The following is a 26,869-nucleotide window of genomic DNA, read 5'->3' on the forward strand; positions in this document are numbered from 1 at the left end:
TATGCCGCACCGGCAGCAGGAACCGAACAGCACGAGCTCGATTAGATTGGAATGAGCGAACGAGTTCTCTACCAAAGCAGCAATGGCGACGCCTGGCTGTTGACGCGCGACCCGGTTTCGAAGATGCCCGCCGTGAAACACGAGCCAAACGTTAGCTCTGGTGGACAGATATCCTACACGGATATCGGTAAATTTCTCCGAGATGGTGCCAACGGCCCAGAACACCAAGCGCTGCTGAATCTTATCGGCACGCTAATTGATGACTGATGGCACGAGCCAGCATGGAGTTCGGAATTCGTAGCCTCAACTCAACGAATTTAGAGCGGCTTGGCCTTGACGTGCGGCAGATGCCCCGGGATGCTCGCCTGCCAGAGGCATGCCCAAGGACTGAGACAGGGCGATCATTTCACTTCTAATTGGCATTCTGATCATTGTGGTCGTGGGAGCAATCTGTTTTTGGGCCATCGACAAGTTTGCTTCCGACGGCCGATAGGCAAACCTTCTTATGTTGCTTGTGGTGCTCGTTTGCTTACCTCCGCGGTCTAAGCGGGGCGATGCGGCCGCGTTACACGCCCAAGCTCAAAAAGCGGACGGCGCTGGTGCGTGCGCTCAAAGAGGTGTTCCGCCGACACCGGTCGCAACCGATTGAACGGGTGATAGGCCTGATCAATCCGGTGCTACGGGGATGGGTGAACTACTTCGCGGTGGGGCATTCCAGCGAGTGCTTCAGCTTCATCAAGGACTGGGTGGAGAAGAAGGTCACAGGCGCCATCTGGCGCATGCTCAGAAACGAAAGGGCTTCGACTGGGAACGATGGAAAAGGCGGTGGCTGTACGACACTCTCTAGGGCTGTTCAACGCCTATCGAGTGCGACGCGACGGGCCGAAAGTCGCCCCAGCAGGATAGGTCCGATAAGCTTTGGCGTGAAGCAAATGGGGGCGCGCAATGCGGGAAATCCGCACGTTGCGTGCGACGTGGAGGGGGCTGGAGACGTGGCATGGTCGAGATAGTGGGACACTCGCAGACGAAAGGGCGAGACAACAGGGAACCCAAACTTCGACCTAAACCGGCGCGCCAGTCCTCGACCCTACTGATGAGCGGGGATGGGAAACGGGGCGTTGGCCATAGGCCCCAAGCTACCGCGCCCATCCTCGACTCTACCAATTCGGACATCGGAAGCGAAAAATGTAACGCCGCGTAATGAGATGAACCCTCACGTCAAGGGCACTTCCCTTTCACACAATAGCCGCACCGATGTAATGAAAGCCTGGGCAAACAAAGCGTAGAATGCGCCAAAGGGGGCAGTGGTGTTCCGGTTTGTATCAGGGGCGCAGTTGATCCAACTACGACATAAGGCGCAAGCGTAGATAAATCTAAATGGGCGTAACAGCGGATTTCCGGCTAGGCCCCGACGCCGAATTTTTCTTGTGCGATATCGAACATCGGGCGTCACACGCGGATGGTTATTTTATTAGTCTCTATAAGACTCATGGGGCAGGTCAACTCAAACGGAGAATGACCATGAGCGATAACGTGACGTTATTTCCGAACATCTTGCAGCCAGCAGCTGCTTTGAAGGCCTATGCGCCGATAGGCGTCAAGTTCTGGGAGAACCAAGAAACCGCGCTCGAAGGCTTGAAGGAATTTGCGGACGGTTGGTTTGCCCGGCGTCATAAGGGCATGCAAGCGGCGCTTGAAACGGCCAAACAGATTGGCGATGCCGAGACGCCCTCCGATATACTCCGGGAATATCAGAACTGGGTCACGCGAGAGATGGAACTGTTAGCGGAGGATGGGAAGGCCTATCAGCAACAAGTGCTGAGGGCCGGAGTTCAGCTGAACGCACCGCCGGAAGCGCCACAGGCCGACGAGCGTCGGACCGGCTAACGCCCCCCTTGTCATAAAAGCGGACCGTCCCGCGCGGCTCCGGACCTTCGCCGATCTCAATCTCGGCGTCGTGAACATGCGCCAGCACTTGAGTCAGGTCGCGCATGTCGAGCAACGCTCCGCAGATCGGGCAATTGCCGAAATGATCGGCCTCGGTTTCGGCAACGCCGTCGGGGTCGATGCCTCGATGGCCGCCTGCTTTCGTCATTGATCCCGCGGCAGCTTCCGGCGTCCCCAATGCTTGTCCTTCCGCGACGAGTCGAACACACGTTCAACGCGGCGGTTCAAGGCTCTCATGACGCCAATTCGCGCAAACATCGTTGGCCCTCCCAATTCCGCGACCAGCATCAGGCCCTCAATCGCGGCTTGCCATTCAGGGGTGAATAGCAAATGGCTAAGGCATATTCGTTTCCCCCTTGGGTGGCACAAGTCGCACCTTTTTTTAGAGCGAGTGCCCGGTCAATCGCTTTCTCGGCTTCGACCACTGCCGCCGATTTACTGTGCGCTTGGCCCGTGATCACCACGTCCGCAACCGACGCGGACCATTTCCACAAGTGCCGCCCGATGCCTTGAACGACCGTATATTCGATGTCTCGATATTTCATCATTGTCCGCACCTAACTAAGCTGGTTAGCTGCGTCTCTGGTATCGCTTGGGATTCAAATAAGAACTCGAGCGGGCAACCCGCGCAAGAACTCGGTCAACTGTAACGGGAATTGCGTAGGCGCCTGCCCCTACTATCGGTTCTTGGCGGATGCTGCGGGACCGATCATCGACACATCGTGGCCATCTGTAATGCATGCACATGAAGGTTGTGGCCACTTCCGTTCCTGACCCATCTCGGAAGTAAGCCCTAGTCCGGCAGCGGCCCGATATGCTTTGATGCGTGGGGCCGGAACTGAGACGCATGGGTGGCCTTATGTACATGTTCGTTCGAAAGTACACCAAAGTTCGTTCGGTTGCGGATGCTGCCCGCCGCGCCAAAAGCGGCGTCGGTCAGATCCTAAGGGAATCGCACGGGTTCAGATCTTATTATGTACTGGATGGGGGCGAAGGCGTCGGTGTCGCTCTGATGATATTCGAGGACCGCGAGAGCGCCAATGCGGCGAACGATAAGGTACTGGAGTTTGTTCAAGCAAGCCTGCTTGACCTTAATCTTGGAGACCCCGAAATCATCGCCGGGGAAGTTTTGGTGAATATAGAATCTGATGCGTAATTGTTCGTAAAGGCTACTCATCAGCTAGGTGCGCAAGCACGGCATCGAGAGGCGGCCGTAGCGCTCGCCAACAAGAAAAGTTGTGTTCACTTTGACCTTTGCGCGTGAACGCCAAGTCTTCACTCAGAAAATTGGCCAGAGGAGTGCACGCGCGATGTCGCCTGTTGAGGAAATAAAGCGGTCATTGTTCAGGACCGCGCCGAAGTTGAAAATGACCCGCAGCGGGAACAGCCGACATTAAAACCGTGGTATGCAGCTTGGCCTGGTCCACCCTGCGATCAGGCAGCGTCCTTTCAGCGCCGATATCGTGATGCTAGGTTGGACGGTGGCAGGGAGCACCTGCTTCATACCGAACGGGAGGACGAAATGCCCGAGAGCGTCTACAAGGTCATTGAACTGATCGGTACCAGCAACGAATCCTGGGAAAAGGCCGCCGCCAACGCGGTCGAGCAAGCCGCAAAATCTCTCCGAGAACTCCGCGTCGCAGAGGTCGTCAAACTCGATATGCAACTGGACGCCAAGGGAAAAGTAGAGGCCTATCGCGCCAAGGTTAATGTGTCGTTCAAGTTCGAGGGCTCCTGAGCTTAAGTAACCTCGCCCCGCAAGCGGGGCGAGGTTGGATTTACGCGCAGCGAGAAATTCGGGTGAGGGGGAGTCTCCGCGAGCGAGCTAGTCGAGAGTCCTCCCTCTCCCCAACCCTCTAAGAGCGAGCTTCGCTCGTCTCGACCTTGCGAGCGGGGAGAAGGGGGAGAGTAAAATGAAGACTAATTCGTCTTCACCAGCGGGCAGCCGCTGACGACGGCATCAACTGCGGAGAAGGATACCAAGTGCGGATGCAGCGCATCGGCCAGCAGTTGAAGGTAGTGGACAATGGTTGCAGCGGGACCGGGGTAAGCTTTACCGGGCCCTATCGCCGCAAGAAGTAAGCTGACCGATGAACTGCGTCCGTTTTCTTGTGCGACGTTAGTCAGATTGTCGCCTTTTGGCACGAACCGGACCAACTGGACTGGTCTGACGATGTCCGTTCTGCGGGGTGGACCGGAAGTGATCGGTGAGCAGCCAAAACGACGCGATTGACCGGACATCGACGACCAAAGTCGGCAACCGGCACACCTGCGGGTCTCCGGAACTTTGGGGTGATTCCGGGAGTTATGAATTGGGCGGTATTGCGCGATTTCGCTTTCGGCTCAACACCCATATGCCGTCTGTCGCCGCAACGGCGGCATCGCAGGAGGCTCTCATGAGTATCAAGCGAATCCTGGTTCCACTTCCCGGCTCAGCCAATCACACCGGTCAAATTGAAATGGCCCTGTCTGCCGCGAAGGCGTTGGGGGCTCACGTCCAGGCACTGTTCATCAGTCAACCGCCGGCGGTCACGCGTGCGCCTGGCGGCCTAACGGTCGCCGAAATGGGACGAACGGTGACCGCCCCATCGATAAACTGGCACGCCGAGGAACGGGAGCGAACAGCGCGGGACGCGCGAGAGGTTTTCGTGCAGGCCTGCGCGCGAGTCGGCATCCCGATGCTATCGGCGAACGACGAGCCCGGCAGCCCGCTCGCAGCATCCTGGCGCAAAGCCGAGGGATCGTATGTGGAAATCGCGGTGCAACGGGCCGCTGCCTTCGACCTAATGGTCGCCGCAAGCGCCACCGTGATGGAATCGCTCGTGGCCATTGCCGAGCAATCGCTGCTGCGGACCCGTCGCCCCGTGCTGTTGGCGCCGGCTCGCCTGCAGAGTGATCTGACCGACAGCGTGATGATCGCCTGGGACGAGAGCCCGGAATGCTGGCACGCGGTCTCGGCTGCCATACCGTTCATGCAACTTGCCAAATCAGTGCGGGTCATAAGCGTTGACCGGGACGCCAGCAATCGCCAAGCCTCGCAGGCGGAGGTGCTTGCCTATTTACGCTGTCATGGCATCGGTGCGACCGCGCAGGTGGTTGCACCGGAATTGCGCTCGGTGGGCGATACGCTGCTCGCGGAGGGGGCAGAGCATGAAGCCGGCCTGCTGATCATGGGCGCCTATTCCCATAGCCGCCTGCGCGAGATTCTTCTGGGCGGGGCCACGCGCCACATCCTTAAGAACGCTTCGGCACGCCCCGTTCTCTTGGCGCATTAGCCCTCGTCAGAGCGCAATCCCAGTTCAGGTTGCCGCTGACGCCAACGCTATGGCGGGCTTGCTCACTCGCCAAGGCGGGTTGGGGGGCCGTGCGATTAACGCACCGACGCTGCCAAACGCATCACCCTCCTCCCCGGCGAATTGGGTCTCCCGAGTTCGGCACTTATGGCAGATCGTGGTCGGGTCGATTTGATCGGATGTCGGTTTGTGGCACGAAACGGACCAGTCGGTCCGGTCTGACGATGTCCGTTCATCGGGGTAAAGCGGACTCCCCGTGAGTGGTTCTCCACTTCCGAATTTCCATTAACGGACTTCCGCCATTGACGGCGAACCGCGCATGCGACTGGTAACTCAAACGCAACATGCCGCATTACCGGCCCGCGAGCAGTCGGTCGGCCTTCGAGAGTAAGTCGGACGAAGCTTGCACGGACTGCGATTGCAGCGGCCGGAGTAGCGCCTCCTCAACCTCTGCCTTTGGAGCTTTGATGAATCGGAATTGCACTGCGATATACTCTGGCTTGAAGGAATTTGCGATCCTACTCCGCCAACGCAAAGTGTCAGCAAAGCCAGAGTCAATTTGGAAACGGATCGCCACCTTTATTCCCAAGCCACGGTCAATGTAGATGTCTTTGATCTCCTTCCAGGGAATTAAGTCGTCCGAAGCGAAGCGGTATCTGAACCCTTCAGACGATACCATCAAAGCAGGACCGCCAACTTTAAGTGTTTTGAAGAGGCTTCCAGCGACCGCGCACACGTAAAGAAGGATTGCGCCACAGATGACGGCCGCAAAAAGCGACATGACGGATTCGCCTATGCGGCGCGGGAACTCCGTGGCAAAGCCCATCAACGAAGCGGCGCCGAGTCCCAAGAACATGAAGGTAAATATCAGGATGACGATCAAGAGCGCGGTCAGGTAGATGATCGGCCAGAGGCGATTTACGGCGAAGCTGCGATCTTGGGTCACTGGAGTATCCGAAGTCAGTTGCCTAGCGCTGCAGTGCTTACAGTGTATCTCGCACAAGTTGTCTAACTGCCCATTTTTCAAACTCCTTTCGGTGTTTTGCTTTCACTTATTGTTAATCGGGTGCATCGGCCGAAGGTCGACTATGTCGGCTTGTGGCACATCTCGGAAGTGGCAGCCCTGATGCGTGATGTCCGCTGTCGGGGGAAGAGCGGAAGCCGCATTTCAGGGTCGTGAGGGCAGCTTTTGACCCAATGTATGGTCCGACCGTGCGTTGCAAGCGGTTTCGCCGAGCTGGCGGTGAGCGGTCTTGCATCAATGTGTCCGGCCTTTGATTGGAGCACTTGCTCCGGGCCATCATGGATATCAGCGCGCGTGCGTTCTCGTTAGCGGACAGGCCTCGATTGGGCCATTTGGGTCACCAGTGTTCGCACGCGCTCGGAAGACCGAACCTCCATCTCGTCTCATCCTCTCGCAGACCTCGGCTGGAAACTGTTGATAGGGTTACGTCATCGCTTGCTCCTAATGTCGCGCAGTTCCTTTGTTCGAGCCAAGGGCCGTTCCTTCGTCCCGGCCCGCAGAACGTCGATCGCGTCGCGCGCAGGGGCGGTCAAGGCCGGCCGTCGCGCTTGGCTTGCGGCGGGCGCCGGCGTTGCCAGGCTGCGCCTTGACCGCGCCGAGCGCGGCGCGAGGATCAAGCGGATCGGACGCCTGCATCATCGGTCCTCGTCAGCTCGAAGGCGCGTCCTTTGGCCAGCACCGCCCAGGCGATCCGGGCAAGCTTGTTGGCGAGCGCGATCGCCAGCACGTTGTGGTGTAACCGCCTCTTGGCGGCTTCGATCCAGGATTTGAGCCCGTAACGTTCCCAGTCCTTTATCCTGACCAGCACAACCCATGCCGCCTGCACGAACAGAACGCGCAGGTAGCGATTGCCGCGCCTGGAGATTTTGCCGAGGATCGTGCGGTCTCCCGTCGAGATCTGCTTGGGCACCAGTCCGAGCCAGGCGCCGAAGTCGCGGCCTTTGGAGAATACGTCTCCAGTGCCGATCGCGGCCACCATGGCGCTCGAAATGATCGGCCCGATGCCGGGCACCGTCATCAGGCGCGAACATGCCTGATCCTGACGGGCCAGGGCTTCGATCTCGCCGGAGAGGCCATCGATGCGCTGGTCCAGCCGGCGCCAGTCGCCTGCCAACTCCTCGATGGCACGCAACAGGCGGGGCGACAGGGCATCGGTGCGCGTCGCAAGGATGGTGGGCAGTTCCGTGCGCAGGAAGCCGATCCCCTGGCGCGCGGCGATCCCGCGTTCCAGCATGAAGGCGCGAATCTGGTTGATGATGCCGGTGCGTTGCGACACCAGCCGCTCGCGCACCCGATGCAGCGCCTGCAGATCCAGTTGCTCCGCGGTCTTGGTCGCCACGAACTTCATCGTCGGGCGCTGCACGGCTTCGGCAATCGCTTCGGCATCATTGAAGTCGTTCTTCTGTCCCTTGCTATAGGGGCGGACATATTTGGCCGGCATCAACCTGGCATCGTGACCAAGCGATGCGAGTTTGCGGCTCAGGTGATGTGCGCCGACGCAGGCTTCCATGCCGATCAGGCAAGGCGGTCTATTGGCGAGCCGCGCCTCCACTTGGCCACGCGACCACTTTTGCCGCAGCACGATGGCGCCGCGCGCATCCTGGCCCACGACGTGGAACGAGTTCTTGCCAATATCGATGCCGATCACGGCGATCGCGGTATTAGGTGTCTGAGACATGGCGTGCTCCTTGTCTTTGGCGCCCCTTGCCAGCTTCGCTTGCTGGCGGGGCAGGAGCACGGCCGGACCATCCCATTAGCAGACATTCGGCCGTTGAGAAATCTGTTACGAACTCAGTAGCAATCTATAAACACTCACCCGTTAGGGTTGAATACGAAACGTCGGAATTTGACCCCGCGCATTTTGTGCGAATGAAGTGGTCTGGAACTCCGCTAGGCGAGCAGCGCAACATGAAGTGGCTTGGGGTATTGCTGGCGGTCGCTGTGGCGGTGATAGTGATCTATAAAGTGAATTACCCGAGCTATTCGTACCGCTACCGCCTTCAAGTTTCCATCGCGGTTGACGAGAAAATTTACACTGGCTCGAGTGTCATCGAAGTCGTTTGGGATTGCGGACCGAAGATTGCTGGGTTGGGCCGATGTGCCCCGAGCTTGGGCGGACCGGCAACTTTAATCGATCTTGGCGCTCATGGGGTTATCGTCGCGACGCTGCGCAGCGGCGAAAATATAAGTCCAACGCCAGATGGCGCTATCGACGCGGTCTGGCTTTGTGCAAGCGCATTTGGCTACCGCAGTACCAATGAAGAGTTGCCGGCGCTCCCGCACCTAACTGGCCGTCGCAATCTCTCTGTGTCTAACCTCCCACGGTTGGTGTGGTTTGTGAACCCGGCCGATATGAAATCGGCTCAGAAGGTAACTTTCTTAAACGTTGCGAGTGTTTTCGACCCCACTGCTCATTTCACTGAGGCGTTCGTCGAAATCACGAGAGACCCAATAGTGGTAGACATCCCGAACAAGTTGCCCTGGTTCTCGGAGCTTCGGCGTCTACAAAAAGAGGGCAAAGGTACTCTCTCGAAATCGGGACAATTTCAGCTCGTGTACAACATGTTTGTGGGGGAGAATTCGTGATTTCCGGAGGGACAGTCATACATGCGGCCTGCGCAACGTGAACTGGCTGATAAACTGAGCGGCAATAGGTCACGGCTTTCCAGATTGGAAGTCCGTTGTTGGCACGTTTGAGACATGCCGACTGACGCCGGCAATGTCTGCTTTCTGGGCTATTTCGGAAGTCCCGTTTCAGGCTCGTCAGGACCGGTTTTGACCCAACTCGGACATACGCGCCCACACGGCAGACACCTCATCCGTTCGGTCACGGGTCAGCCAGACCTCACCCCTCCGGTATCCCGGCCATGCGCATCCCCTGAAGGATGCGCTTGCTTGCGGCACGAAACTTCGGATTGCCGCTATATGGAATCGCTTTCAAGCGACGGATAGTGAAAGTTGGATCCAGGGTAAGTCCCGCTTTCGCAGCAGCTCGCGCCTCATCCAGCCTCCCGAGAAGCGCGAGCGCAGCGGCGAGTTCAAAATGTGCTAAGGGGTAATTTGGATTGGCCTTCAAACAGCGACGTAGCCACTCAACGGCTTCGGCATCGGCTTCGAGGTGCAGTTTAGCTAGACCCACATAACTCATCCACCGATGTACGCCCTCATCACGAGGGGACAAGCGCAACGCTTCCTGTACATGGGCCTCCGTTTCGGTGGCGCGACCGACAAATAGTTTGGCGGCACCAATAGAACCATGTGCGTCGGCTAGATTCCGGTTCAAAGCCAACGCGTGCTCGCATTCAGCAATGCCCTGGTCCGCACGGTTCGAAGCCAATTGGACGATACCCAGGAACATGTGAGCCAAGGCGTGCTGCGGAGCCAAAGATAACGCCTTGATCAACGCCGTTTCGGCCGCTGCAAGGCGCTCGTCAGCGTCATCGGCCAGAAAAAGGGTGGCGCTTGCCGCATCGACAGCAGCGATGCCCACCAGCGCCTCGACATTGTCAGGATCGAGCTCCAGAGCGCGTTCGAAGAAGCTCCGCGCCTGCGTCATATGTGCTGGGGTCCAGCGCTTGTTCCAACGAGCCATCCCCTGGAAATACAAGTCTAGAGCGTCGGGGTGCAATGAGTATTCGGCTCGCCTCGCCTCAGCCGCGATGAGCTGAGCATTCAACGTACTGGCGAGTCTCGAGACGATTTCATCTTGCATGTCGAAGAGATCGGCCATCGGTTTGTCAAACCGTTCAGCCCAGAGATGATTGCCGGTTTCGGCGTCGATCAATTGCACATTTACCCGAAGCCGTTTGCCACCACGCTGCACGGAGCCTTCAAGGACATAGCGGACGTTCAAGTCGCGGCCGATCTGTTTGAGATCAACCGCTTTGCTTTTGTAGGTAAATGCTGTGTGTCGGCCAATGACGAATGAACCACTGATGCGTGACAAGTCCGTGGTCAGGCTCTCGGTCACGCCATCGACGAAGTAGTCTTGCTTCAGATCACCGCTGAGATTGGCGAAAGGCAGCACAACGATGGAAAGACGAGGCGGTGAAACCGCACCCGGCCTCGCGCGCTCAGGCTGTGCCGCGAGGCTAGGCCCGTCCCGGACCACGGAATAGGCTCGGACTGGAAGGGCGATGTTCTTGAGGTTCTGCTCGCCCAGATCGGCAAACTCAACCCCGACCTTGCCTCGGACCTGATCGTAAGCAGCGGAGGAGATGCAGATGCCGCCGGGTTCTGCGATGCTCTCAAGGCGCGCCGCAATGTTAACTCCGTCGCCAAAGATATCGTGCGGTTCGACGATTATGTCACCGATATTGACGCCCACGCGGAAAGCAATGCGCCTGTCTTCCGCGTCGCCTGTTGTAAGTTCGTGGATGCTGGTTTGGAACTGCACAGCAGCCCGAACCGCCTCGACCGCACTCGGAAACTCCGCTAAGAACCCGTCGCCAGCGTTCTTCACGATGCGACCGCCGTGTTCCGCGATTGCGGGCTCGACTCCGCCCGCGAGGAGCGCCGTCAGTTTGGCGTGCGTTGTCTCTTCGTCATGGTGCATGAGCCGCGAATAGCCAGCCACGTCGGCTGCCAATATCGCCGCCAACCTACGCTCAACCCGGACTGGCCGCTCTTGCACCATGGCATGCAATCCAACCCAGAGCTCACTCTACGGCGGATCAGAGGGGAGTGCCAAACCTCTTTTTGATGGGATGCCCATCCAAGCTGATGTCGGTTGCTGACACCTTTGAGACATCCCGGCAGCCGCTTGGCATGTCTGCTTACCGGGGAAGACCGGAAGTGGCCGGGGCACGGTCAAAACGTCGCGAATGACCCGTTTCGGACATGAGCATAGCCGGACATCGGCCCACAATCCTGCTATATAACCATTCAATTTCCCCAAGCATGGGGGTGCATCTTGAGTAGCGAGCACGCAGAGCGGCGACTGGCAGCTATTTTGGCGGCGGATGTTGCGGGCTCTTGCCGCTTAATGGGGATCGACGAAGAAGGCACGCTGGCGCAACTGAAAGCTCTTAGAAAGACGCTTTTTTGTTCCGAAAATCGCTGATCATCGCGGACGCATCGTCAAGAATAGGCGAGCGCGCCCATCGACAGATATTGGCGCCGCTGGCCGGATGACTTTCGGTGCCTTGTCCTGCTGCTCGCTGACTGGATCAGTATGTACGCCACTCGCGCCTTCGGCGTTAGCAGCCGAACGAGCGAATGCTTTGGCCGCATCAACATGCGAAGCTTTCTCAGCTCGCTGCTGGTAGTGTCGGCAAGGACCTTAAGCTGACCCGCAATCGCTCGGACGGCCAGTCTCGTCGCGATCTCAACGTCGCCGCGAGGCCCGAAGCTCCATTCCAGCGCCGCATGAACATCGCTTAACTGACGCGAATGGGCTGCAACTCGTTCAGCCTGCGGCAACGGCAATAGCGCCTCTCTTTGTGATTCTAGGCACCCCGGTGAAGTATTCAGCATGCCGCCGGGAGACCGCATCAAGCTCTGCGTGTTCTTCCAGTCTTTTGAGTGCATAGGCCCGCGTCGTATCCAGCAAACGGTACTCTGCCTGACCCTCATTGAGCCGGGTTGCGATCAATGACTTCTCGACCAGGCCGGCGATCGCGTCAAAAATTTCTCCGGTGCCTATGCCGAGTTCGCCTGCGACATACCGCGCACCCTCAAGGGTGAAATGGCCGACGAAAGGAGCAATGCGTCGAAGAACAATCCTCTCTCCGCCAGACAGCAGATTGTAGCTCCAATCCAATGTCGCCTTAAGGGTCCGGTGTCTGGGAACGGCCGTCCGATGGCTTAGTCTCAGCAGTTCCAGCCGAGACACCAGGCGTGCAACCGTGTTCTTTATGCCGAGTGCGGCCACCAGACCCGCCACCAACTCGATTGCCAACGGTATGCCATCCAGCATTCGGCACATTCCCGCGACAAACGGCGCCTCCTCGTCGGTGAGAACGAAGCTTCCCGCCCTCGCCGCCACGCGTCGTACAAACAACTGCACTGCCGGATATCGAAGCACGGCGTTTGCCGTCTGCTCTGAGCCGGCTGGTGGAAAATCAAGGGGAAGAACTCGGCAGGAATGCTCGCCCTCTACTTTCAGCAATTCGCGACTCGTGGTCAGAAGATGGACCTGCTCCGTTTCCTGATAGAGTTGCTCGGCAAGCGAGGCGACCGCCTCGATCACATGCTCACAGCTATCGAGAATGATCAGAAGCTTTCGCGAACGAACGAGGTCGACCAGCTCCAAGCCGGGATCTTTCGATTTGAGTGCAAGTCCCAGGGACGTCGCGACAGCCCCCGCAACATGGCGCGAATCGGTAAGGCTTTCCAAGTCAACAAGATAGACTTTCCCGCCAAACTCCTCGGCAACGGCGCGGCCAACAGCCAAGGCAATGGTCGTCTTGCCAATGCCGCCGGGGCCGAGCAGTGTTAAAAACCGCTCGTCTCGAAGCTTGTCGCTAACCTCGCTGACGACCGTTTCGCGCCCAATCATCATGATCGGTCGCACGGGGAGCCTGCCTTGGTGCCGGAACTCATCGCTCCTGCTTTCCGTGCCGCCAGCGAGAGGGACAACGGTACCGACGAACGAGTAGCCCCGTCCCTTGATGTTTGCGATGTAGCGGTTGCCAAACTGGCCGTCACCAAGTGCCTTGCGGATTGCGGCCACGTGGACCCGGAGGCTCCCCTCCTCGACGGTCACATCGGGCCAGACGTGATCGATCAGTTCCTTCTTTGCGATCACCTCACCCGGACGCTCGGCAAGATAGATCAAAATATCTAGCGCCCGACCGCCGAGGGGGAGCACGTGACCGTCGTGCCGGAGCACCCTCTCGCCAATCGAAAGTTCGAAACGGCCGAACCTCAGCTTTCTATGAAACAGCGGCGCCAGACATGTGTCAGCCAAACGACGGATCACCCTAGCCCCTGTTAGCTCACAAAGAGCCCCTCCAGCTTGGACCGCGCTGGAGGGGCAAGGGAGGCCGCGGAGAGTGATCGGCCTCGAGGGAGGAGAACTTCACCATAACGGCACGCATTGGCGCTCACTATTGATCTAGCGGAAAGATCGAGTACCAAATAGGAATGTGCGCACTATACGAAGGTTGTGCGTTGCCAGCTTAGTCGGTTCGACTTTGTGGGCAGCTGGCGCCTGACGCAGAACCTGGCCGACTTCAACCGGCCAGTTCGCCGATGGCTGCGATCCGTCGGAGCCGAATTGGGCTGGTGGTTCCCTCTATCGCCCATGCGGTAATCTCACTATGCTCCATAGCGGACTGGCAAAGCTAATGCGCATGTCAACGAGGCACATGTGGTAGAGCAACGGGCCAAAGACCAACCGCCAACCGTGATGGTCATCGACGATGACCCGGGAGTGCGGGACTCACTAGGCAAGCTGCTTCAATCGGCGGGCTTTCGGGTCAGCCTACTCGGTTCGGTGAGCGAATTTCTCGAAGCGGACCGGCCAGAAGGACCCGCTTGCCTGGTGCTTGACGTGCGGCTTCCCGGCCAGAGCGGACTCGAACTGCAGCGCGAACTGGCAGGTGCCAAAAGACAGCTGCCGATCATCTTCATTACCGGACATGCTGACATTCCAATGTCGGTGCAGGCGATGAAGGGTGGCGCGATCGAATTCCTGACAAAGCCATTCCGAGAGCAGGATTTGCTTGAAGCGATTCAGCTCGGTCATGCCCGTGATCGAGCGCGGCTTGAGCAGGAACGAGCTATGGCGGAGCTGAAAGTTCGTTTCGAAACGTTGACGCCGCGGGAGCGCGAGGTCATGGCGTTCGTGGTGACCGGGCGGTTAAACAAGCAGATCGCACACGATCTCGGCGTAAGCGAAATTACGGTAAAAGTTCATCGTGGCCAAGTAATGCGTAAGATGCGGGCATCGTCCTTGCCTGACCTGGCGCGCATGGCCGACCAATTGCAACTGACGCCGACAAAGCCGCATAGCCCAGGTCGCGTTGCCTAGCGCAAACGCTCAGCTTGCATCTTCCGTAATGGTCCCATTGCGTCTCACCACGGCGGATCAGGGTGCCTGCTAGACTCGACGTCTGCTACTTCGCGGATCCTCCACTCACGATGCGGCGGCCGGATGAGCCGGCGCGATGAAGCCAAAGATAGCGCCACGTGGCACGTTAGGGCTCGCCCACAATCGTCCATTATGCGCTTCGATAATCGACCGGCAGATCGACAGCCCAAGTCCCAAACCGCCCGGTTTCGTGGTGTAGAAAGCCTCAAACACGCGGTCAAGATCCAGCGGTGCGAAACCTGAACCTGAATCTCGCACCTCGACTGACACGCCATCCGGTTCGTTACGGGTGCTGATGAGCAATTCCCGCTCCTCTTCGCCGACGTCGCGCATCGCTTCGATGGCATTGATGATCAAGTTAACTAGTACCTGTTGCAGCTGGACCCGATCTCCCTGGACACGCGGCAAGCCCTCCGCCAACTGCGTCCGCACCGAGACGCTATTGTTTGCGGCCTCCGTACGGGTGAGAGCAATGACCTCGAGGATGGCATCGTTGATCGCTAAGGCGTCCTTTCGTGCGGGCGCCTTCTTAATGAGCGCGCGGATTCGCCCAACGACCTCGCCTGCGCGATTCCCCTCCTTGACAATAAGAGAGAGCGCGTCATCCACCTCGCGAAAATTTGGCGGCTCCGCGCTTAGCCAGCGCCGAGCGGCTAACGCGTATGCGACTGCCGCTGTGATCGGCTGGTTCACTTCATGGGTGATCGAGGCCGAGAGCTGACCCATGGTGGCGACGCGGTTGGCGTGCGCCAGCTGCATCTCCACCTTGCGGAAGGCCTCTTCGGCGCGCTTACGCTCGGTCAGATCGAGCACGAACGCCACACCCTGATCTTGTTCTTCGTCGAATCCGGCCGAGCCGATCAGCACGGGCACGCGGCTGCCGTCCTTGCGCACGTACTCGCTTTCATAGGGTTGGACCGCCCCGGTCGTGTCCATCCCCTCAAGGGCGCTGGCGGTGCTGGCGCGCCATTCCGGCGGCGTCAAATCGGTCCAGCGCATGTCGCCCGCGGCGAGATCCTCCCGGTCGTATCCCACCATCCTGAGAAACGCGTCGTTGGCTTCGATGATTTCGCCCGTCCGGCTCGAGATGAGGATCCCGATGATGTTGGCGTCGACCAGGCGCCGGATTTTCGCCTCGCGTTCCGCGACGTCGCGGTACAAACGAGCGTTTTCCAGTGCGATCGCCGCCTGTGAGGCGAGTAGCTTCAGCACCGCGATCCGCGCCGGCGTGAAGACATGCGACACCAGGCTGTTCTCGAGATAGAGGACGCCGATCAACTCGGCCTGTTTCAGCAACGGCAGGCAAAGCAGTGACCGTACCCGTTTGCGGCTCATGTATTCATCTTCGGCAAACATGCTCTGTCCGCGGGCATCATCGAGGATCACCTGGCTCTGAGTGCGGATGACTTGCTCAATGATCAGCACGGGCAAATCCGAAGGCGTCACCGGCGTTTCGACAAGACGGACCCTGACGCCATCGCGACCGCTCGTCGCTCCCGCCTCGATCCAGTATCGGCTGCCGCGCGAAAGGAGCAGAAGGCCACGGTCGGCCCCGGCATGCTCGACGGCAATCACCATCAGCGTCTCGATCAGCTTCTCGAGCACGATCTCGCCGGCCACGGCTTCGGACATCTTGATGACCGTGGCCAGATCCAACCGCTCGACAGACGTCTCGATAGTGGGCTTTGCGGCCAATGATGCCTGTGGTCGGATCCGGGGATGGCTCTTGTCGAGCTGCGCGACCTTTGCCTTGGCGCCCCAGCGGGCGTAGCACTCGCGGGCCTCGTCCAGATAGATATCTGCCACCTTGTCGAGACCACGAAGGCGGTAGAATCGAGCTGCCAATTCGCCCGCGAGCGCCCGGTCCTGGAGGAAGCCGCGCTCCGCGGCCGAGCGAATTGCCTGTTCGTACAGCTGCATGGCCTCGATGTCTCGTCCTTCCAGGCGCGCCCATTCCGCCGAGACCAGGGCGTGTTTATGCGCGAACGTCGCCGGGCAGCTCTCCGCCCATCGCTGAAACGATGCCAGGTGTTCGATGAGATCCTCGCGAAGCTCTGCCCGTCTCTCGGGCGAGGTCGCTTCAAAGACCGCGGCGATGGCGAGAGAATGATAGAAGCAGTAATCCATCGACTGAAGATTGAGACGCGCCGACCAGAGGATCGGCTTCGCCTTGGCGGCAAACTCAAGGGCTCTCTCCGCGTTGCCCAATAAGACGTGCCGCTGCAATTGCAGGATCCAGTGAAAGCAGGCAACGAGAGGAACGCCGCCCCGGAGCACCCGCGCTTCGAGCGCCGCCTCGTCGAGGGGCGCACCGCTGCCCGCTCCGCCGCGAAGGCTTTGCACGAAACCCTGGATGCTCAAAATGACCAACTGGCCGAACTTGTATTTGCGGACGAAATCCAGCGCGCCTACCGACTCGAGCCACACCTGGTCGAGAGGATCGCCGCGCGCCATCAGATCGGTGAGGCGATGCTGACGGTTGAAGCAGGCGTAAACCATCTCGCCGGTTTCCCCGACGGATCGGATCGCAGCCTCGAGGCAGCTCAGAGCATCTTCGATTGGACGCGTCCAGAGGACCGCCATTTGCATGAGGAAATGTGCGCCCGCCTTTTGCGCGCTGAACCCGTATCGTTCGGCGACTGCGACCGCCAACCGCGCAAAGGCCTCCCCGTCTGCGAAGCGATGGAATGCCGGACCAAGAACCACGGCGATCGCGCCGTAGCCGATCGTGGAGTACTCGCTTGTGCCATGACGACAGCTCAGCTTGACCATCCAGCAGGAAATCATCTGGAACAGATCCCCGTCGGCGTGATAGGCCAGTTCGCCCAATGCACCGAAAAGCTTCATGACCGCCCGCATCTCCGGGTCGTCCATCATCGGCAGGTCAACCAGGCTCTCGATCGGGCGATCGCCGAGGGCGCGCCGCATCTCTTCATATTCTGCTCGCATCTGTTCCGGCGTCGGCGAGTCCGGCAGGTCGACGCCGAACGTTCGCAGGCATTCGAGCGCCGTGCGCACCGCCGGGGCGTAGTTGCCTTGCCTCAATTGAAGCATGATGCGCAGGCGACAGATTTCGGCCTGATCGATCTTCGATCGCGCCTTGATCAGCAACGCCTCGACGAGTCCCGCGGCCTGTTCCAGGTTCGGTTTGAGGATCTCGCATTCTGCCCGTTCCAGGAACAGGCCCAACATCAAGTCGTAGGATCTTTGCCACCCTTCGTCCGACAGAATGGCGATGCCTGCTGCGAGGTAATTGGAGGCCGAGGCATAGGCGGTCGAAGCTTTCGCCTTCCGCCCTGCAACAAAATTGAGTTCGGCCGTGCGCACCTTCTCTGGCCACTCGGAAATGAGCGCCGAGCCCAGGTTAAGCTGGTTGACGAGGTCGTAGATCTTCTCCGCGATCCTCGCCTGCTCGGTCTCCGCGACAAGAAGACGTGCGATCCGCAAATGGAGTTCGGCGCGACCATCCGTCGGAATCAGCGCATAGGCGGCTTCCTGAACCCGATCATGGAAGAACCGGTAGCTTCCCTCCCGGGGGACCGCGGTGCCGGCGCGGACCGCGTCGCGAAAGCTTGCATGCATCGCTTTGTCGGATTCGCTGCGCAGCTTTGCTAAAGTCGCAAAGTCAGCGTGATTGCCCAGGCAGGCGAGCAGTTTCAACGCTTCCTGGGCCTCCGGAGCAAGACGGCGCAACCTGCCGATCATCAGGTCCACCGGATTGTCGCTGAACTTCTTGTCGCCGATAGCGTCCAAATTCCACGTCCACGACCGTGAGGACGGATCGAACTCGATCAGCCGTTCTTCGGCGAGGCTCGTGAGGAACTGTCCGGCGAAAAAGGGATTGCCGCGGCTTCTCTTGTGCACCAGTTCAGCGAAAGGCCGCATCTCGTCGGGCGCACGCCGCAAGGTGTCGCACAGCAGTTGGTTGACGTTGTCGACCGAGAGCGGGCCGAGAACGATCTGATCGACTTTCGCGCCGGCTCGGCGCAAGGCCTCCAGCTTGAGCATCAGCGGATGGGCCGGGTCGACCTCATTGTCGCGATATGCGCCGATGAGCAACAGGTGACGCGTGTCCGGATGGAGGAGGAGATATTCGATGAGCGTGAGCGTGGCCGGATCGAGCCATTGCAGGTCATCGACGAAAATGACGAGCGGGTGTTCCGCCCTCGCAAACACCCCGACGAACCGCTGGAACACGGTCTGAAACCGCAGTTCGGCATCGACCGGCGAGAGAACTGCTACGGTCGGCTGTGGGCCTATCAGTTGAGCGAGGTCGGGAATGAGGTCGGTCAGCAGGCGGCCCTGATGGCCGACGGCCTCCTTGATCGCATCTCGCCAGCGGGCGATGTCGTCCGCCTGACCGTTAAGCAGCTGTTGAATCAGTCCCTGAAACGCTTGAGCCAATGTCGAGTGGGGGGTGTCCCTGAGGCGCAGATCGAATTTTCCCGAAATGAAGATGCCGCGAGGCAGCACGATGACCTTGTGCAGCTCGTTGACTACCGACGACTTGCCGATGCCCGAGTAGCCAGAGACCAGAACGAGCTCCGAGCGGCCATGCATCACGACGCGATCGAAGGCGGCAAGCAGGGTGGCGATCTCGCCCTCGCGTCCGTAGAGCTTCTCCGGGATCATCAACCGCTCCGACGCGTCCTGCAGACCAAGCGGGAACGGCTCGATCCGGCCGACCGACTCCCAGGCGGTCAGGCACCTGCGCAGATCTGCCTCGACTCCCGCGGCGGTCTGGTAGCGCTCCTCGGCGGTCTTCGCGAGAAGCTTCATGACGATCATCGAAAGTGGGGCCGGCACCGCCCTTGCAAACTCGCCCAGCGGGACGGGCTCTCGCGCGATGTGACAGTGGATCAACTCGATCGGGTCAGCTGCGGTGAAGGGCAACGCGCCGGTCAACAACTCGTAAAGGGTGACACCCAGCGCGTAGAGATCACTGCGGGAGTCCACCGAGCGGTTCATCCTGCCGGTTTGTTCCGGCGCCATGTAGGCGAGCGTCCCCGCGATCACCTCTGGCGGGGCGGGGGCTTGGCGCTCGCGCGGCAGACGCGAGGCAATGCCGAACCCCGTCAGCCACACGCCGCCGCTTGCCGATTCCACCAGGATATTTGCCGGCTTGATGTCCTTATGGATGAGGCCATGCTCATGCACATGACCGAGCGCGCCCGCGAGCGGGATCGCGATGCGCAGGAAATGCGATACCTCCAGCGGCTGGCCAAGCAGCCGATCGAGCGGCGTACCGCCGGGATCCTCAAGCACCAGCGTCATACGGCCGTTATCGTGCGTAAGCGCGATGGGTCGCGCCGCCCAGTCGGCGTCAAGTTCGGACTTGAGCGCATATTCGTTTTCAAGCCGCTCGACGCAACCGGGCGAGCTTTCATCCGCGGCAACAAGCAGGATCGGCGCCAAGCCGCTGCCGGAGCCACGGTGGAGAGCGATGTCTCCCTCGCGCAGCGGCGAGAATACGTAGCCCGAGAACTCGTTCATAAAGGCCTCCCGGCAGGAGGACTACTTTAAGGCATTGATTAGGTTACGTTTGCTTTTGACTGTCAACCCAAAAGCAGGCACCCAAAATGCGATCGGTGCCATATTGTGGCTAGACGAGAACCTCGCGGGCCTCTTGCTTATAGAGCCGAGATGCTTGGGCAAGGAGGAATGTACCGACGAAGTGATCGAGAAATCAACTGACTTCCGGTGATGGCACTTTTGAGACATGCCGACCAGCTCTGAAATGTCTGCTATTTGGGCAAGAGCGGAAGGGATCGGCCTCCCGTCGAAACGTCGCGATTGACCCTGGCTGTGTGAAAACACCGTGCGATGGAAAACGAGGAGAATGATTTTCCTCGGACCGATAACAATCGACCGCGCTCAACAACTCGCGTGTCCCTAATCGCGACCCGGAGAAATATCTATTCTATCAAGTCCTCGGAGCGACGCGTTGTTACACAGCCAAGACCCGTTGCGGAAGTGGTCGGCTTTAGCACCGAGCGCCATAAACCTTCGTATCGTTCCGTGAACCCTTTGGATGCCAGACGATTTACCGACGTTCAATTGAGCGGCTGATCGCGATCGTCATAGGCTGCATGCGTTGGAAAAGCGCACAGGCTCATCAAGTGCGACGGTGAAAAAAGGATGATCGACGAACAGCGACGGTTAAGAGGAGACTGCAATGCCGAACTGCTTCGAAAGCCTTAGATCTGGCAGAGCCGCGCGATGCGCAGTTTGTGATGGCAAGTTTGGTCTCGTCCGACATAGATGAATTGCCTGACTACACAGAGAGTCCGGGATTGGGTGTGAGATGAAGAATCACTTTTGGCACGCAACACTTGCTGTATTCACTGTCATGCTGCCGACTTCTACAATCAGTCACGCTCGCGCCCACGATTATCAGCACCCTGAGTTGAACAGTTGGTATGAGAGCTTGCACAGTGGCAAAGGGCCCTGCTGCGATGGCAGTGATGCGAAGCGCGTTGATGACGCCGATTGGGAAGCTAAGGATGGTCACTATCGCGTACGCATTGATGGCGAGTGGGTTGATGTTCCGAACGACGCTGTCGTGGATGGACCGAACCGCGCTGGCCGTACGATGGTCTGGCCTTACTACCTAAATGGTCATCCGAAGGCGCGCTGCTTCATGCTGGGGAGCATGGGCTGATCGCGAGCGCAGGGCGATCAGGAGCTCCCACTAACTTTAACGTGCGCCGTTCATAGGTTGAGCTGCGCAACACAAGTGCGGTGCATGAGTCCGGTTGCGGCACTTTTCGGACATGGCGCGATGTCAGGCTTGAGTCCGTTATGCGCAGCAAAGCAGACATCGACTAAGCGAACCTATCCGCGCCCTTCCGCTTCAGCTTCACGTAGGCACCTGATGGATGAGTCTCAAACCAACCATTGGCAACCGCGCGATGCATCGCCGCGCCTTATGCGCCGACTTTGCCGCCCGCGCTCAGGAACGCATGGTTGATCGCACCGACCGATATCCGGCCTGCGTGATCGGCTTCAATCCCGGTGACAATTTCGAGCAGCTTCGCCAGTGCGGCTTCCGGGTTGGCGATAGGGCGATCTTCCTTGAATTTCATGTTCCGCGCTTCCGATCATATCGGGCGAGTGCCACTCGGCTATTTTCAGCGTATTGATGTGCACTCGCGATATCATCTTCGCTCAGCCCGGCAGGGGATCGGGCATCAGGGCCGTCAATTCCAGTCTTTCTCGCGCTCTCGCCGCACCGCTTCGCTCAGTGGGTTCTTCGAATTGAGCCATAGCTTTGATGGGCCGCTGCGATAGGCGCATCCAGCCGCTTTGAGACAATGCCCTCCAGCCCCAAGCGGCAGGCATGATCGAATACACTCGCGCCGTCATCGTGCTGCCAGATGCTCATTGAACCGGATGGCGTGACTTGCCTTGCCCAGCAACTTCGCCGGCCGTTGCTTGCGCTCGATCAGCGGCACGTCGCGCAGATCGTCGCCCTCATGCTCGATCAGCGAACAGTATGGCGTCGTGATCGCGAGGTCGGCTCCGCAGCGCGTTGAAATCCGATAGCCCGTCATCCCGGCAGATCACGGCCTCGCCATCGATCAGGAACGATGACGCCTTGCGGCGGCTGGCGGCTTCGACAATAGCCGGGAAGCGGTCGGCCCAGTCGTAACCGCCCTTCGTATAACAACGCACCCGCGACCCTTCGCGGCGCACCATCAGCCGAAAGCCGTCATGCTTGATTTCGTGGACCCACAAGGGACCGGACGGAGGCCGCGCCGCCTTCGACAGTCGGCACGGCTCGACAAACCCGGATGAACGCCGGGACGTGTTCTTACGCGATACCATGGCGGAAAGATAAGGCAGCGGACGGGAGGTTCAAGCACGCTTGTCGGCATCCGACGCAGGCGGCGGCAACGATGGCGTCGGGCCTGTGATCCATCGCCCGAGCGATCAGGCGCATCAGCGGCGGCGTTACGCCAGTGCGAACGCCATCCGCCCTATAAGATCACAGGCTCAAGACTACCAACCCTCGCTTGAATACCACATGCCCTTATAGAAGGCCTCCTTTGTCGCCAACATGGCCACTTGCACGAACGGATTATCCCCATTGGTTCGCACACCGCCCGAGACGCCATCCAACTCTTCGTCTGTCACAATGCGATTGTCCTTACTCTGAGTATTGCTGGTCATTGTATCCTCCCAATCCAAGCCAGCGCGGACGATCCGGCGGCTGATGGGCCACTGTGGTGCAACACTCTCGCCGCGACTGTGACCCGGATCACCGATAGGTACCTTGCCTCGACGGTGAATTGCGTTGGAGACGAGATCATCGAATGGCTGAAGCGTCGCGAGATGTCGGCTATCAGGGGTAGGCCCCGTGCCTTCTCGCTCCGTCGCTGGCTCTCATAGACCGGGTTTCCACAGCAGGGACGGCAATAGTATCCGCCAAGGCCTTTGAACAGTCGCGCAACCCGCGTTCCGCAGAGACAATGCATCTCAGACAAACTGCCGAAAAATCCCCCGCTGGGAACAAACGGTTTTCCCGATCTGTCCGAATTGGGATGTTCGCGCACACCGCAGTCGGGGAGCCGCCTAGCAGAAACTCCCTCTGTGTGACGTGCAGCACAGTGGCGCGCCATCCGCTCTGCAATAAAACGAGCACCGGCTGCGATGGTGCTGCCGGTCAAACCAGGAGAAAAGCAGATGACCAAAGTCAAGACTGAATCCGCCCCCATCAAGTTGGAGAATGAGGAAGTCCGTCCGTTGGATGATAACGAACTCGCCGCTGCAGCTGGTGGTTACCGTTTAGCTAACGAAACAGCTATTAAGTTTGCTGCGACGATTCGCAAAGGGGGAGATCCCGAAGAGGGTGGGGAGTAGCTACGATGGAGAAGACAATGGCCACACCTACCAGCAACACTCGCGTTGTCGAAGACAACGAACTCGATGCTGTTAGCGGCGGAATGAAATGGGATCATAACTACGTAAGCAAAGATGTCATCGACGTTCGAGGCGGCTCTGTTACGGTCTGGGGAGTGACCTTCGGCTTTGACGTAAATGGCAAGTTGAGCAGCGTCACTGGGGCGGGTAAGGACCGACCAATCTAGAGGAACGACAACACGACGCTATTGAGCGATGTCCGTTGTTGGGTGAACAGCGGAAAGCATCTGCTCGCAGCGAGCATTTCGCCTTTTGACCCTGAGCCGACTTCTTTCGCTGCACCTTTAGAGGGACAGCTCCATATGCGATTTCTATAACATTGCCTCCGTGACCATCTGGAAAACCTATGCGTGGAGTGGCAGGCATCAACCAGTGAAATGCGGGTGGCGTCAGTGATCGTTGCGCCGAGGCTCTACCGCAAATGTCACCCAAGAGCGCGCGAAACAATAGCAACAATCAAGCGCACAAGGGAGGTCTCCATGATGGACGTTCTTATGATTGGGATCGCGCTCGGCCTCTTCGCACTTGCGATTGCGTACGCCCATGCCATTGGAGAGAGATGAGGAGGTTGAGCCATGGTTTTTGATTATTCGCTCGCTGCGCTCGTGGCCCTCGGCCTGCTGGGCTATCTGATTTTCGCGCTGCTGCATCCCGAGCGGTTCTGAACGAACGTTCGGTCGGCATCTGTTGTCTCCTCACTGCTCGGAGCGTAGAAGTATGGCGCTAAAAATTGCGATCCTCGGCCCATTCCTACTTGCCGCAGCTCAATGGTTGACGGGCGATGGCGACAAGCGGTCGCGAGTTAGCGCGTGGCTTTTGTTGGGCGTTGGAGTGGTGGCGGCCACGCTCTATGCCATTCGTTCCTAAGCAGGCGCGTGTAAGGGCACCTCGGTTGGCCCGTCCTTCATTTCGAATGTCGCCTCTTGGCACTTTTCGAACATAGCCGGTCTGGCTGACGATGTCTGCTTTCAGGGGTAATACAGACATCCCATTTCAAGGGCGTCAGGACCGTTTTTGACCCAGATCGGACTCCGCCGCGCGGCAGCACAAACGCGGCAAGAAGCGCTCTCTCAACCTCAACGATAACTATCGATCATGCGGCCCCTCGCGATGTCCCCATTCTGCACTGCGCCATCTCGTATGACGTTTTTATGTATTGACATCCTCGCAAAATTTTTAATCGAGAGTCGCAAAGCGAACGGACAGCTGCCCTTTCGCCGGGACATAGTGGCATCCGGGCTGGATGGAAGCTCAAACAAAACTGATCGAACCCGGAAGCGGACAGCCTCCGCCTCCACCGCTTTCGTGACGCTAGCCAGCGTCGCGGGAAAAGATGTCGCTTGCAAAGAGGGATGATGCCGTGAGTGAAGCTGAAGTGAAAGCCGGACTGAACGGAACGAACGGTTTCGCGATGCCGTTGTTCGGATTCCCGAAGATCGCGTTGCCCAGCATGTTCGGCGAGCTTTCCGAGCAGGGCGTCGCCCGCGCAAAGGAAGCCTGCGAGAGGATCAAGGCCGCGTCGGAGGAGACGGCGGAGGCGTTGCGTGAGACCTATTCGAGCAATGCCAGGAGCACGACCGACTACGGGCTCAAGGTGATCGAGATCTCGAACGCCAATACCGCCTCCGCGATCGATTTCTTCGCCCATCTCTTGGGCAGCAAGTCGGTGACGGATGCCTTCAGCTTGTCGGCGACCCAGGCGCAAAAGGCTTTCGACACCGCATCCGCCCAGAGCAAGGACTTGTGGGAGCTTGCCCAGAAGCTTGCGGTCGAAACCGGCGAGCCGATCAGGAAGCGCGTCGCCAAGGTTCTCCACCAGGGCAACTAGAAGGCGGGCGCTCAATTCATATCCAGCGTTCGTTCAGGAGGGGGACCCGGCCGGTTGGAATAAGCCCCGCCACGAGCAAGCTACCCCAAGCTACCCGATGCTCGATCAAACAACAGGTGCGCGATGCCCCCCAAGTGGGCGCACCGACAAGAGGCGCAAATCCAACCGGCCGTTTTTTTTTGCTGCAAAACCAAATTCAGGGGAGGCTCACATGGGTATGGTCATGGTCAAATGTCCGCAAACCGGACACGCGATCCCCACCGGCATCAAGACCGATCGCGAGAGCTTTCGGCAGAGCCCGGTGTTTTTCGCGCGCACCCGTTGCCTGATCTGCCACACCGATCACAGCTGGTTCGCGCGCGATGCCTGGGTCGACGAGACGAGCGCCCCGGGCGCGGCGTCCCAGCGGGGGCTCCCTGGCCTGATCGTCCACACAGCTCATCGATGATCGCGATGGAGGAACACCATGGCGCACATGCATAATCTTCACTGAAATGTCTATCCACCTATGGGGTGATGCCTATGAGCCCTAATATCGACGACCGGCCAACCTGTTCGAAGTGCAGCGTCGAAATGTTGTGCGGCATCGCCGAACCAATAGGGCCGGGCTATGAGCTTCGCAATTTTGAGTGCCCGAGCTGCGGCGACAAATTGAAGTTGGTTGGCTACGCAGACCCAATTAAGGCGATGAGCAAGCCTGAATGACGACGGCTGCTACGCAGGCCGCGGTTGATGAATAAGGGGGACGAAGCGATCAAAAGGCTTGCCACTTCCGCTTTTGGCAGATTTTGTTGCAAAAGTCGAAAATCGAAAGACACAGAAAATCTCGCAAAAGCGGATTTTTAGACGCCTCTACCACTGCAGCACTCTGTAGCGTCGATACGAAGGGCCGTGATCGTTTTTGTGCGAAACGATGAGGTCCCTCACATCGCCGCGCGTAAGACGCATCAGCGGCTCTAAGAATTTTCGTTCGCCACCCGAAAAAGACTTTTGCAACAATATCGGCACGAAGCTGCCAATCCGGGATGCCCGCAATCCGGTCGCTACCGAGGGAAGACCGGACATGGCCCGAAAGTCCGATTCGGTAGCGATTGACCCACATTAGCAGACCAATATCCTCCTGTGACTTTTCCTGCTCTGAGCGCCCATTATTGGATGGTCCTCATCCGCGCCGGCTCTCAAAGTCGCGTCGCCAGTCGGCCGGCCTTTGACCAAAGGCCTGCTTGAAAAGCCTGCATAGATGTGCTTGATCTGAAAAGCCTACACTGAAGGCTATTTCGCTCAGTGATGCCGCACCGGTCATCATCAGGTGGCAGGCTCTCTCCAGGCGCTTTCTCATCAGGTGGGCATGCGGTGGTTCTCCGACCGCTCGTTTGAAGGACCGCGAGAAATGTGCTGCGCTTATCCGCGCTACGGCGCTGAGATCCCGTATGTGGATGGTGCAGTGCAGATTCTCGTCGATGAAAGCTTGAACCCGCGCTATCTGCCAGCCCGCCAACCCGCCCGCTTTCGACCCGTTAGCGCCTGAACGACGCGCGGTCTCCGATTGCAGGATGATTGACGCTTTGGCCAGCGACGCCTTCGCCGCCTCGCGGTCGCGCTCGAGCTCACGCATCGCTGTCTCAAGAAGGTCGACCACGTCGTTCGCCAGATAGACGAACTGCTGCAGGTCGGTTGGCGACGGAGTGTCGTTGAACTGGTCCGCAGTCGTTCCTCTGGTCCTTGTGACCTCAGCCTCCAATGCTGCCTTGAGCGACGTTGAAATGGCGGCAGCTAGATCTGCCATCCGTTTTCTCTAATGTTTCGTAATGAATGCTCGA

General features: G+C 58.9%; 28 protein-coding genes and 1 pseudogene. 17 read left to right on the top strand and 12 right to left on the bottom strand.

The genetic code is table 11. From position 1 onward, the window contains the following. Window positions 1–51 precede the first annotated feature (51 nt). The 4 genes from V1289_RS22825 to V1289_RS22835 all read left to right on the top strand — a co-directional run bounded on the left by V1289_RS22825 (window position 52) and on the right by V1289_RS22835 (window position 2,098). Complete coding sequence (locus V1289_RS22825) at window positions 52–267, top strand: hypothetical protein (protein ID WP_334398990.1); 216 nt, start codon at window positions 52–54, stop codon at window positions 265–267. A gap of 287 nt (window positions 268–554) precedes the next feature. Further along, the gene (locus V1289_RS49800; RefSeq protein ID WP_442896059.1) at window positions 555–1,010 is read left to right on the top strand and encodes a group II intron maturase-specific domain-containing protein; all 456 of its coding nucleotides are present in this window, start codon (window positions 555–557) and stop codon (window positions 1,008–1,010) included. Window positions 1,011–1,521: 511 nt separating this feature from the next. After that, entirely contained in the window at window positions 1,522–1,887 is a 366-nt protein-coding gene (locus V1289_RS22830) for a hypothetical protein (protein ID WP_334395314.1), read from the top strand. Between the two features lie 70 nt (window positions 1,888–1,957). Next, complete coding sequence (locus V1289_RS22835; RefSeq protein WP_334395313.1) at window positions 1,958–2,098, top strand: hypothetical protein; 141 nt, start codon at window positions 1,958–1,960, stop codon at window positions 2,096–2,098. 136 nt (window positions 2,099–2,234) lie between these two features. On the opposite strand, the gene V1289_RS22845 is transcribed toward V1289_RS22835, so the two are convergent. Then, a complete protein-coding gene (locus V1289_RS22845; protein WP_334408005.1) occupies window positions 2,235–2,495 on the bottom strand; it encodes a hypothetical protein in 261 nt (86 codons plus the stop codon). Window positions 2,496–2,597: 102 nt separating this feature from the next. On the opposite strand from V1289_RS22845, the pseudogene V1289_RS22850 reads away from it, so the two are divergent. The 3 genes and pseudogenes from V1289_RS22850 to V1289_RS22860 form a co-directional block, all read left to right on the top strand. Then, window positions 2,598–2,696: pseudogene (locus V1289_RS22850) on the top strand (homocysteine S-methyltransferase family protein); the annotation flags it as partial. Window positions 2,697–2,806: 110 nt separating this feature from the next. Then, a complete protein-coding gene (locus V1289_RS22855; RefSeq protein WP_334407620.1) occupies window positions 2,807–3,103 on the top strand; it encodes a hypothetical protein in 297 nt (98 codons plus the stop codon). Window positions 3,104–3,469: 366 nt separating this feature from the next. Next, entirely contained in the window at window positions 3,470–3,685 is a 216-nt protein-coding gene (locus tag V1289_RS22860; RefSeq protein ID WP_074278022.1) for a dodecin family protein, read from the top strand. A 182-nt stretch (window positions 3,686–3,867) separates the two neighbouring features. On the opposite strand, the gene V1289_RS22865 is transcribed toward V1289_RS22860, so the two are convergent. Beyond that, a complete protein-coding gene (locus tag V1289_RS22865) occupies window positions 3,868–4,092 on the bottom strand; it encodes a hypothetical protein (protein ID WP_334398995.1) in 225 nt (74 codons plus the stop codon). Window positions 4,093–4,259: 167 nt separating this feature from the next. Between V1289_RS22865 and V1289_RS22870 the strand changes: the two genes are divergently transcribed. Further along, a complete protein-coding gene (locus tag V1289_RS22870; RefSeq protein ID WP_334398997.1) occupies window positions 4,260–5,222 on the top strand; it encodes a universal stress protein in 963 nt (320 codons plus the stop codon). 370 nt (window positions 5,223–5,592) lie between these two features. Here V1289_RS22870 and V1289_RS22875 read toward each other — a convergent pair whose 3' ends face one another. Then, entirely contained in the window at window positions 5,593–6,186 is a 594-nt protein-coding gene (locus V1289_RS22875; RefSeq protein WP_334399000.1) for a hypothetical protein, read from the bottom strand. Window positions 6,187–6,877: 691 nt separating this feature from the next. Continuing rightward, window positions 6,878–7,942: an IS110 family transposase gene (locus tag V1289_RS22880; RefSeq protein WP_334399002.1), complete on the bottom strand. Its 1,065-nt coding sequence runs from the start codon at window positions 7,940–7,942 to the stop codon at window positions 6,878–6,880. 230 nt (window positions 7,943–8,172) lie between these two features. Between V1289_RS22880 and V1289_RS22885 the strand changes: the two genes are divergently transcribed. Further along, window positions 8,173–8,850, top strand: coding sequence for a hypothetical protein (locus tag V1289_RS22885; RefSeq protein ID WP_334399003.1), 678 nt, complete (start codon window positions 8,173–8,175; stop codon window positions 8,848–8,850). A gap of 259 nt (window positions 8,851–9,109) precedes the next feature. On the opposite strand, the gene V1289_RS22890 is transcribed toward V1289_RS22885, so the two are convergent. Next, window positions 9,110–10,900 carry an adenylate/guanylate cyclase domain-containing protein gene (locus V1289_RS22890; RefSeq protein ID WP_334399005.1) on the bottom strand — a complete coding sequence of 597 codons (1,791 nt, stop codon included), beginning with the start codon at window positions 10,898–10,900 and terminating at the stop codon, window positions 9,110–9,112. 276 nt (window positions 10,901–11,176) lie between these two features. On the opposite strand from V1289_RS22890, the gene V1289_RS22895 reads away from it, so the two are divergent. Beyond that, window positions 11,177–11,326, top strand: a complete 150-nt coding sequence (locus tag V1289_RS22895) for a hypothetical protein (protein ID WP_334399007.1) — start codon at window positions 11,177–11,179, stop codon at window positions 11,324–11,326. A gap of 345 nt (window positions 11,327–11,671) precedes the next feature. Here V1289_RS22895 and V1289_RS22900 read toward each other — a convergent pair whose 3' ends face one another. Next, the gene (locus V1289_RS22900) at window positions 11,672–13,186 is read right to left on the bottom strand and encodes an ATP-binding protein (protein ID WP_334399009.1); all 1,515 of its coding nucleotides are present in this window, start codon (window positions 13,184–13,186) and stop codon (window positions 11,672–11,674) included. A 429-nt stretch (window positions 13,187–13,615) separates the two neighbouring features. Between V1289_RS22900 and V1289_RS22905 the strand changes: the two genes are divergently transcribed. Further along, window positions 13,616–14,239 (top strand): response regulator transcription factor, encoded by a 624-nt coding sequence (locus V1289_RS22905; protein ID WP_334407622.1) that lies wholly within the window; start codon window positions 13,616–13,618, stop codon window positions 14,237–14,239. Window positions 14,240–14,344: 105 nt separating this feature from the next. Here the strand turns inward: V1289_RS22905 and V1289_RS22910 are convergent, their stop codons facing one another. Further along, window positions 14,345–19,792, bottom strand: a complete 5,448-nt coding sequence (locus V1289_RS22910) for a trifunctional serine/threonine-protein kinase/ATP-binding protein/sensor histidine kinase (protein ID WP_334399011.1) — start codon at window positions 19,790–19,792, stop codon at window positions 14,345–14,347. A gap of 811 nt (window positions 19,793–20,603) precedes the next feature. On the opposite strand from V1289_RS22910, the gene V1289_RS22915 reads away from it, so the two are divergent. After that, entirely contained in the window at window positions 20,604–20,960 is a 357-nt protein-coding gene (locus V1289_RS22915) for a hypothetical protein (protein WP_334399013.1), read from the top strand. 265 nt (window positions 20,961–21,225) lie between these two features. Here the strand turns inward: V1289_RS22915 and V1289_RS22920 are convergent, their stop codons facing one another. The 4 genes from V1289_RS22920 to V1289_RS22930 all read right to left on the bottom strand — a co-directional run bounded on the left by V1289_RS22920 (window position 21,226) and on the right by V1289_RS22930 (window position 22,471). Beyond that, window positions 21,226–21,384: a hypothetical protein gene (locus tag V1289_RS22920; protein WP_334399015.1), complete on the bottom strand. Its 159-nt coding sequence runs from the start codon at window positions 21,382–21,384 to the stop codon at window positions 21,226–21,228. A 276-nt stretch (window positions 21,385–21,660) separates the two neighbouring features. Beyond that, the gene (locus V1289_RS22925; RefSeq protein ID WP_334399016.1) at window positions 21,661–21,852 is read right to left on the bottom strand and encodes a hypothetical protein; all 192 of its coding nucleotides are present in this window, start codon (window positions 21,850–21,852) and stop codon (window positions 21,661–21,663) included. Beyond that, window positions 21,773–22,126, bottom strand: coding sequence for an ATP-dependent DNA ligase (locus V1289_RS49805; RefSeq protein WP_442896060.1), 354 nt, complete (start codon window positions 22,124–22,126; stop codon window positions 21,773–21,775). The genes V1289_RS22925 and V1289_RS49805 overlap by 80 nt, the downstream gene beginning before the upstream one ends. A 174-nt stretch (window positions 22,127–22,300) precedes the next feature. Continuing rightward, window positions 22,301–22,471, bottom strand: a complete 171-nt coding sequence (locus V1289_RS22930; protein WP_334399017.1) for a hypothetical protein — start codon at window positions 22,469–22,471, stop codon at window positions 22,301–22,303. Window positions 22,472–22,984: 513 nt separating this feature from the next. Here V1289_RS22930 and V1289_RS22935 point away from each other — a divergent pair. The 5 genes from V1289_RS22935 (at window position 22,985) to V1289_RS22955 (ending at window position 25,497) form a co-directional block, all read left to right on the top strand. Then, window positions 22,985–23,161 carry a hypothetical protein gene (locus V1289_RS22935; protein WP_334399018.1) on the top strand — a complete coding sequence of 59 codons (177 nt, stop codon included), beginning with the start codon at window positions 22,985–22,987 and terminating at the stop codon, window positions 23,159–23,161. A 17-nt stretch (window positions 23,162–23,178) separates the two neighbouring features. Next, on the top strand, window positions 23,179–23,388 hold the full coding sequence (locus tag V1289_RS22940; RefSeq protein WP_334399019.1) for a hypothetical protein: 210 nt from the start codon (window positions 23,179–23,181) through the stop codon (window positions 23,386–23,388). A 408-nt stretch (window positions 23,389–23,796) separates the two neighbouring features. Next, window positions 23,797–23,886, top strand: coding sequence for a K(+)-transporting ATPase subunit F (gene kdpF, locus V1289_RS22945; protein ID WP_074274950.1), 90 nt, complete (start codon window positions 23,797–23,799; stop codon window positions 23,884–23,886). 695 nt (window positions 23,887–24,581) lie between these two features. Then, a complete protein-coding gene (locus tag V1289_RS22950; protein WP_334399022.1) occupies window positions 24,582–25,049 on the top strand; it encodes a phasin family protein in 468 nt (155 codons plus the stop codon). A gap of 211 nt (window positions 25,050–25,260) precedes the next feature. Beyond that, window positions 25,261–25,497 (top strand): hypothetical protein, encoded by a 237-nt coding sequence (locus V1289_RS22955; protein WP_334399023.1) that lies wholly within the window; start codon window positions 25,261–25,263, stop codon window positions 25,495–25,497. Between the two features lie 714 nt (window positions 25,498–26,211). On the opposite strand, the gene V1289_RS22960 is transcribed toward V1289_RS22955, so the two are convergent. Beyond that, window positions 26,212–26,835, bottom strand: coding sequence for an AraC family transcriptional regulator (locus V1289_RS22960; RefSeq protein WP_334399024.1), 624 nt, complete (start codon window positions 26,833–26,835; stop codon window positions 26,212–26,214). Window positions 26,836–26,869 lie beyond the last annotated feature (34 nt).

Source organism: Bradyrhizobium sp. AZCC 2289 (genome assembly GCF_036924615.1).
GTDB lineage: Bacteria > Pseudomonadota > Alphaproteobacteria > Rhizobiales > Xanthobacteraceae > Bradyrhizobium.

What these genes read in the sequence shown, in the direction of transcription:
- V1289_RS22855 (WP_334407620.1), top strand. Translation starts at nt 2,807, where the DNA reads ATGTACATGTTCGTTCGAAAGTACACCAAAGTTCGTTCGGTTGCGGAT.
- V1289_RS22925 (WP_334399016.1), bottom strand. Translation starts at nt 21,852, where the DNA reads ATGACGGGCTATCGGATTTCAACGCGCTGCGGAGCCGACCTCGCGATC.
- V1289_RS22880 (WP_334399002.1), bottom strand. Translation starts at nt 7,942, where the DNA reads ATGTCTCAGACACCTAATACCGCGATCGCCGTGATCGGCATCGATATT.
- V1289_RS22930 (WP_334399017.1), bottom strand. Translation starts at nt 22,471, where the DNA reads ATGACCAGCAATACTCAGAGTAAGGACAATCGCATTGTGACAGACGAA.
- V1289_RS22960 (WP_334399024.1), bottom strand. Translation starts at nt 26,835, where the DNA reads ATGGCAGATCTAGCTGCCGCCATTTCAACGTCGCTCAAGGCAGCATTG.
- V1289_RS22915 (WP_334399013.1), top strand. Translation starts at nt 20,604, where the DNA reads ATGAAGAATCACTTTTGGCACGCAACACTTGCTGTATTCACTGTCATG.
- V1289_RS22905 (WP_334407622.1), top strand. Translation starts at nt 13,616, where the DNA reads ATGGTCATCGACGATGACCCGGGAGTGCGGGACTCACTAGGCAAGCTG.
- V1289_RS22940 (WP_334399019.1), top strand. Translation starts at nt 23,179, where the DNA reads ATGGCCACACCTACCAGCAACACTCGCGTTGTCGAAGACAACGAACTC.
- V1289_RS22825 (WP_334398990.1), top strand. Translation starts at nt 52, where the DNA reads ATGAGCGAACGAGTTCTCTACCAAAGCAGCAATGGCGACGCCTGGCTG.
- V1289_RS22845 (WP_334408005.1), bottom strand. Translation starts at nt 2,495, where the DNA reads ATGATGAAATATCGAGACATCGAATATACGGTCGTTCAAGGCATCGGG.
- kdpF (WP_074274950.1), top strand. Translation starts at nt 23,797, where the DNA reads ATGGTTTTTGATTATTCGCTCGCTGCGCTCGTGGCCCTCGGCCTGCTG.
- V1289_RS22830 (WP_334395314.1), top strand. Translation starts at nt 1,522, where the DNA reads ATGAGCGATAACGTGACGTTATTTCCGAACATCTTGCAGCCAGCAGCT.
- V1289_RS22890 (WP_334399005.1), bottom strand. Translation starts at nt 10,900, where the DNA reads ATGGTGCAAGAGCGGCCAGTCCGGGTTGAGCGTAGGTTGGCGGCGATA.
- V1289_RS22920 (WP_334399015.1), bottom strand. Translation starts at nt 21,384, where the DNA reads ATGAAATTCAAGGAAGATCGCCCTATCGCCAACCCGGAAGCCGCACTG.
- V1289_RS22885 (WP_334399003.1), top strand. Translation starts at nt 8,173, where the DNA reads ATGAAGTGGCTTGGGGTATTGCTGGCGGTCGCTGTGGCGGTGATAGTG.
- V1289_RS22910 (WP_334399011.1), bottom strand. Translation starts at nt 19,792, where the DNA reads ATGAACGAGTTCTCGGGCTACGTATTCTCGCCGCTGCGCGAGGGAGAC.
- V1289_RS49805 (WP_442896060.1), bottom strand. Translation starts at nt 22,126, where the DNA reads ATGGTATCGCGTAAGAACACGTCCCGGCGTTCATCCGGGTTTGTCGAG.
- V1289_RS22860 (WP_074278022.1), top strand. Translation starts at nt 3,470, where the DNA reads ATGCCCGAGAGCGTCTACAAGGTCATTGAACTGATCGGTACCAGCAAC.
- V1289_RS22955 (WP_334399023.1), top strand. Translation starts at nt 25,261, where the DNA reads ATGGGTATGGTCATGGTCAAATGTCCGCAAACCGGACACGCGATCCCC.
- V1289_RS49800 (WP_442896059.1), top strand. Translation starts at nt 555, where the DNA reads ATGCGGCCGCGTTACACGCCCAAGCTCAAAAAGCGGACGGCGCTGGTG.
- V1289_RS22935 (WP_334399018.1), top strand. Translation starts at nt 22,985, where the DNA reads ATGACCAAAGTCAAGACTGAATCCGCCCCCATCAAGTTGGAGAATGAG.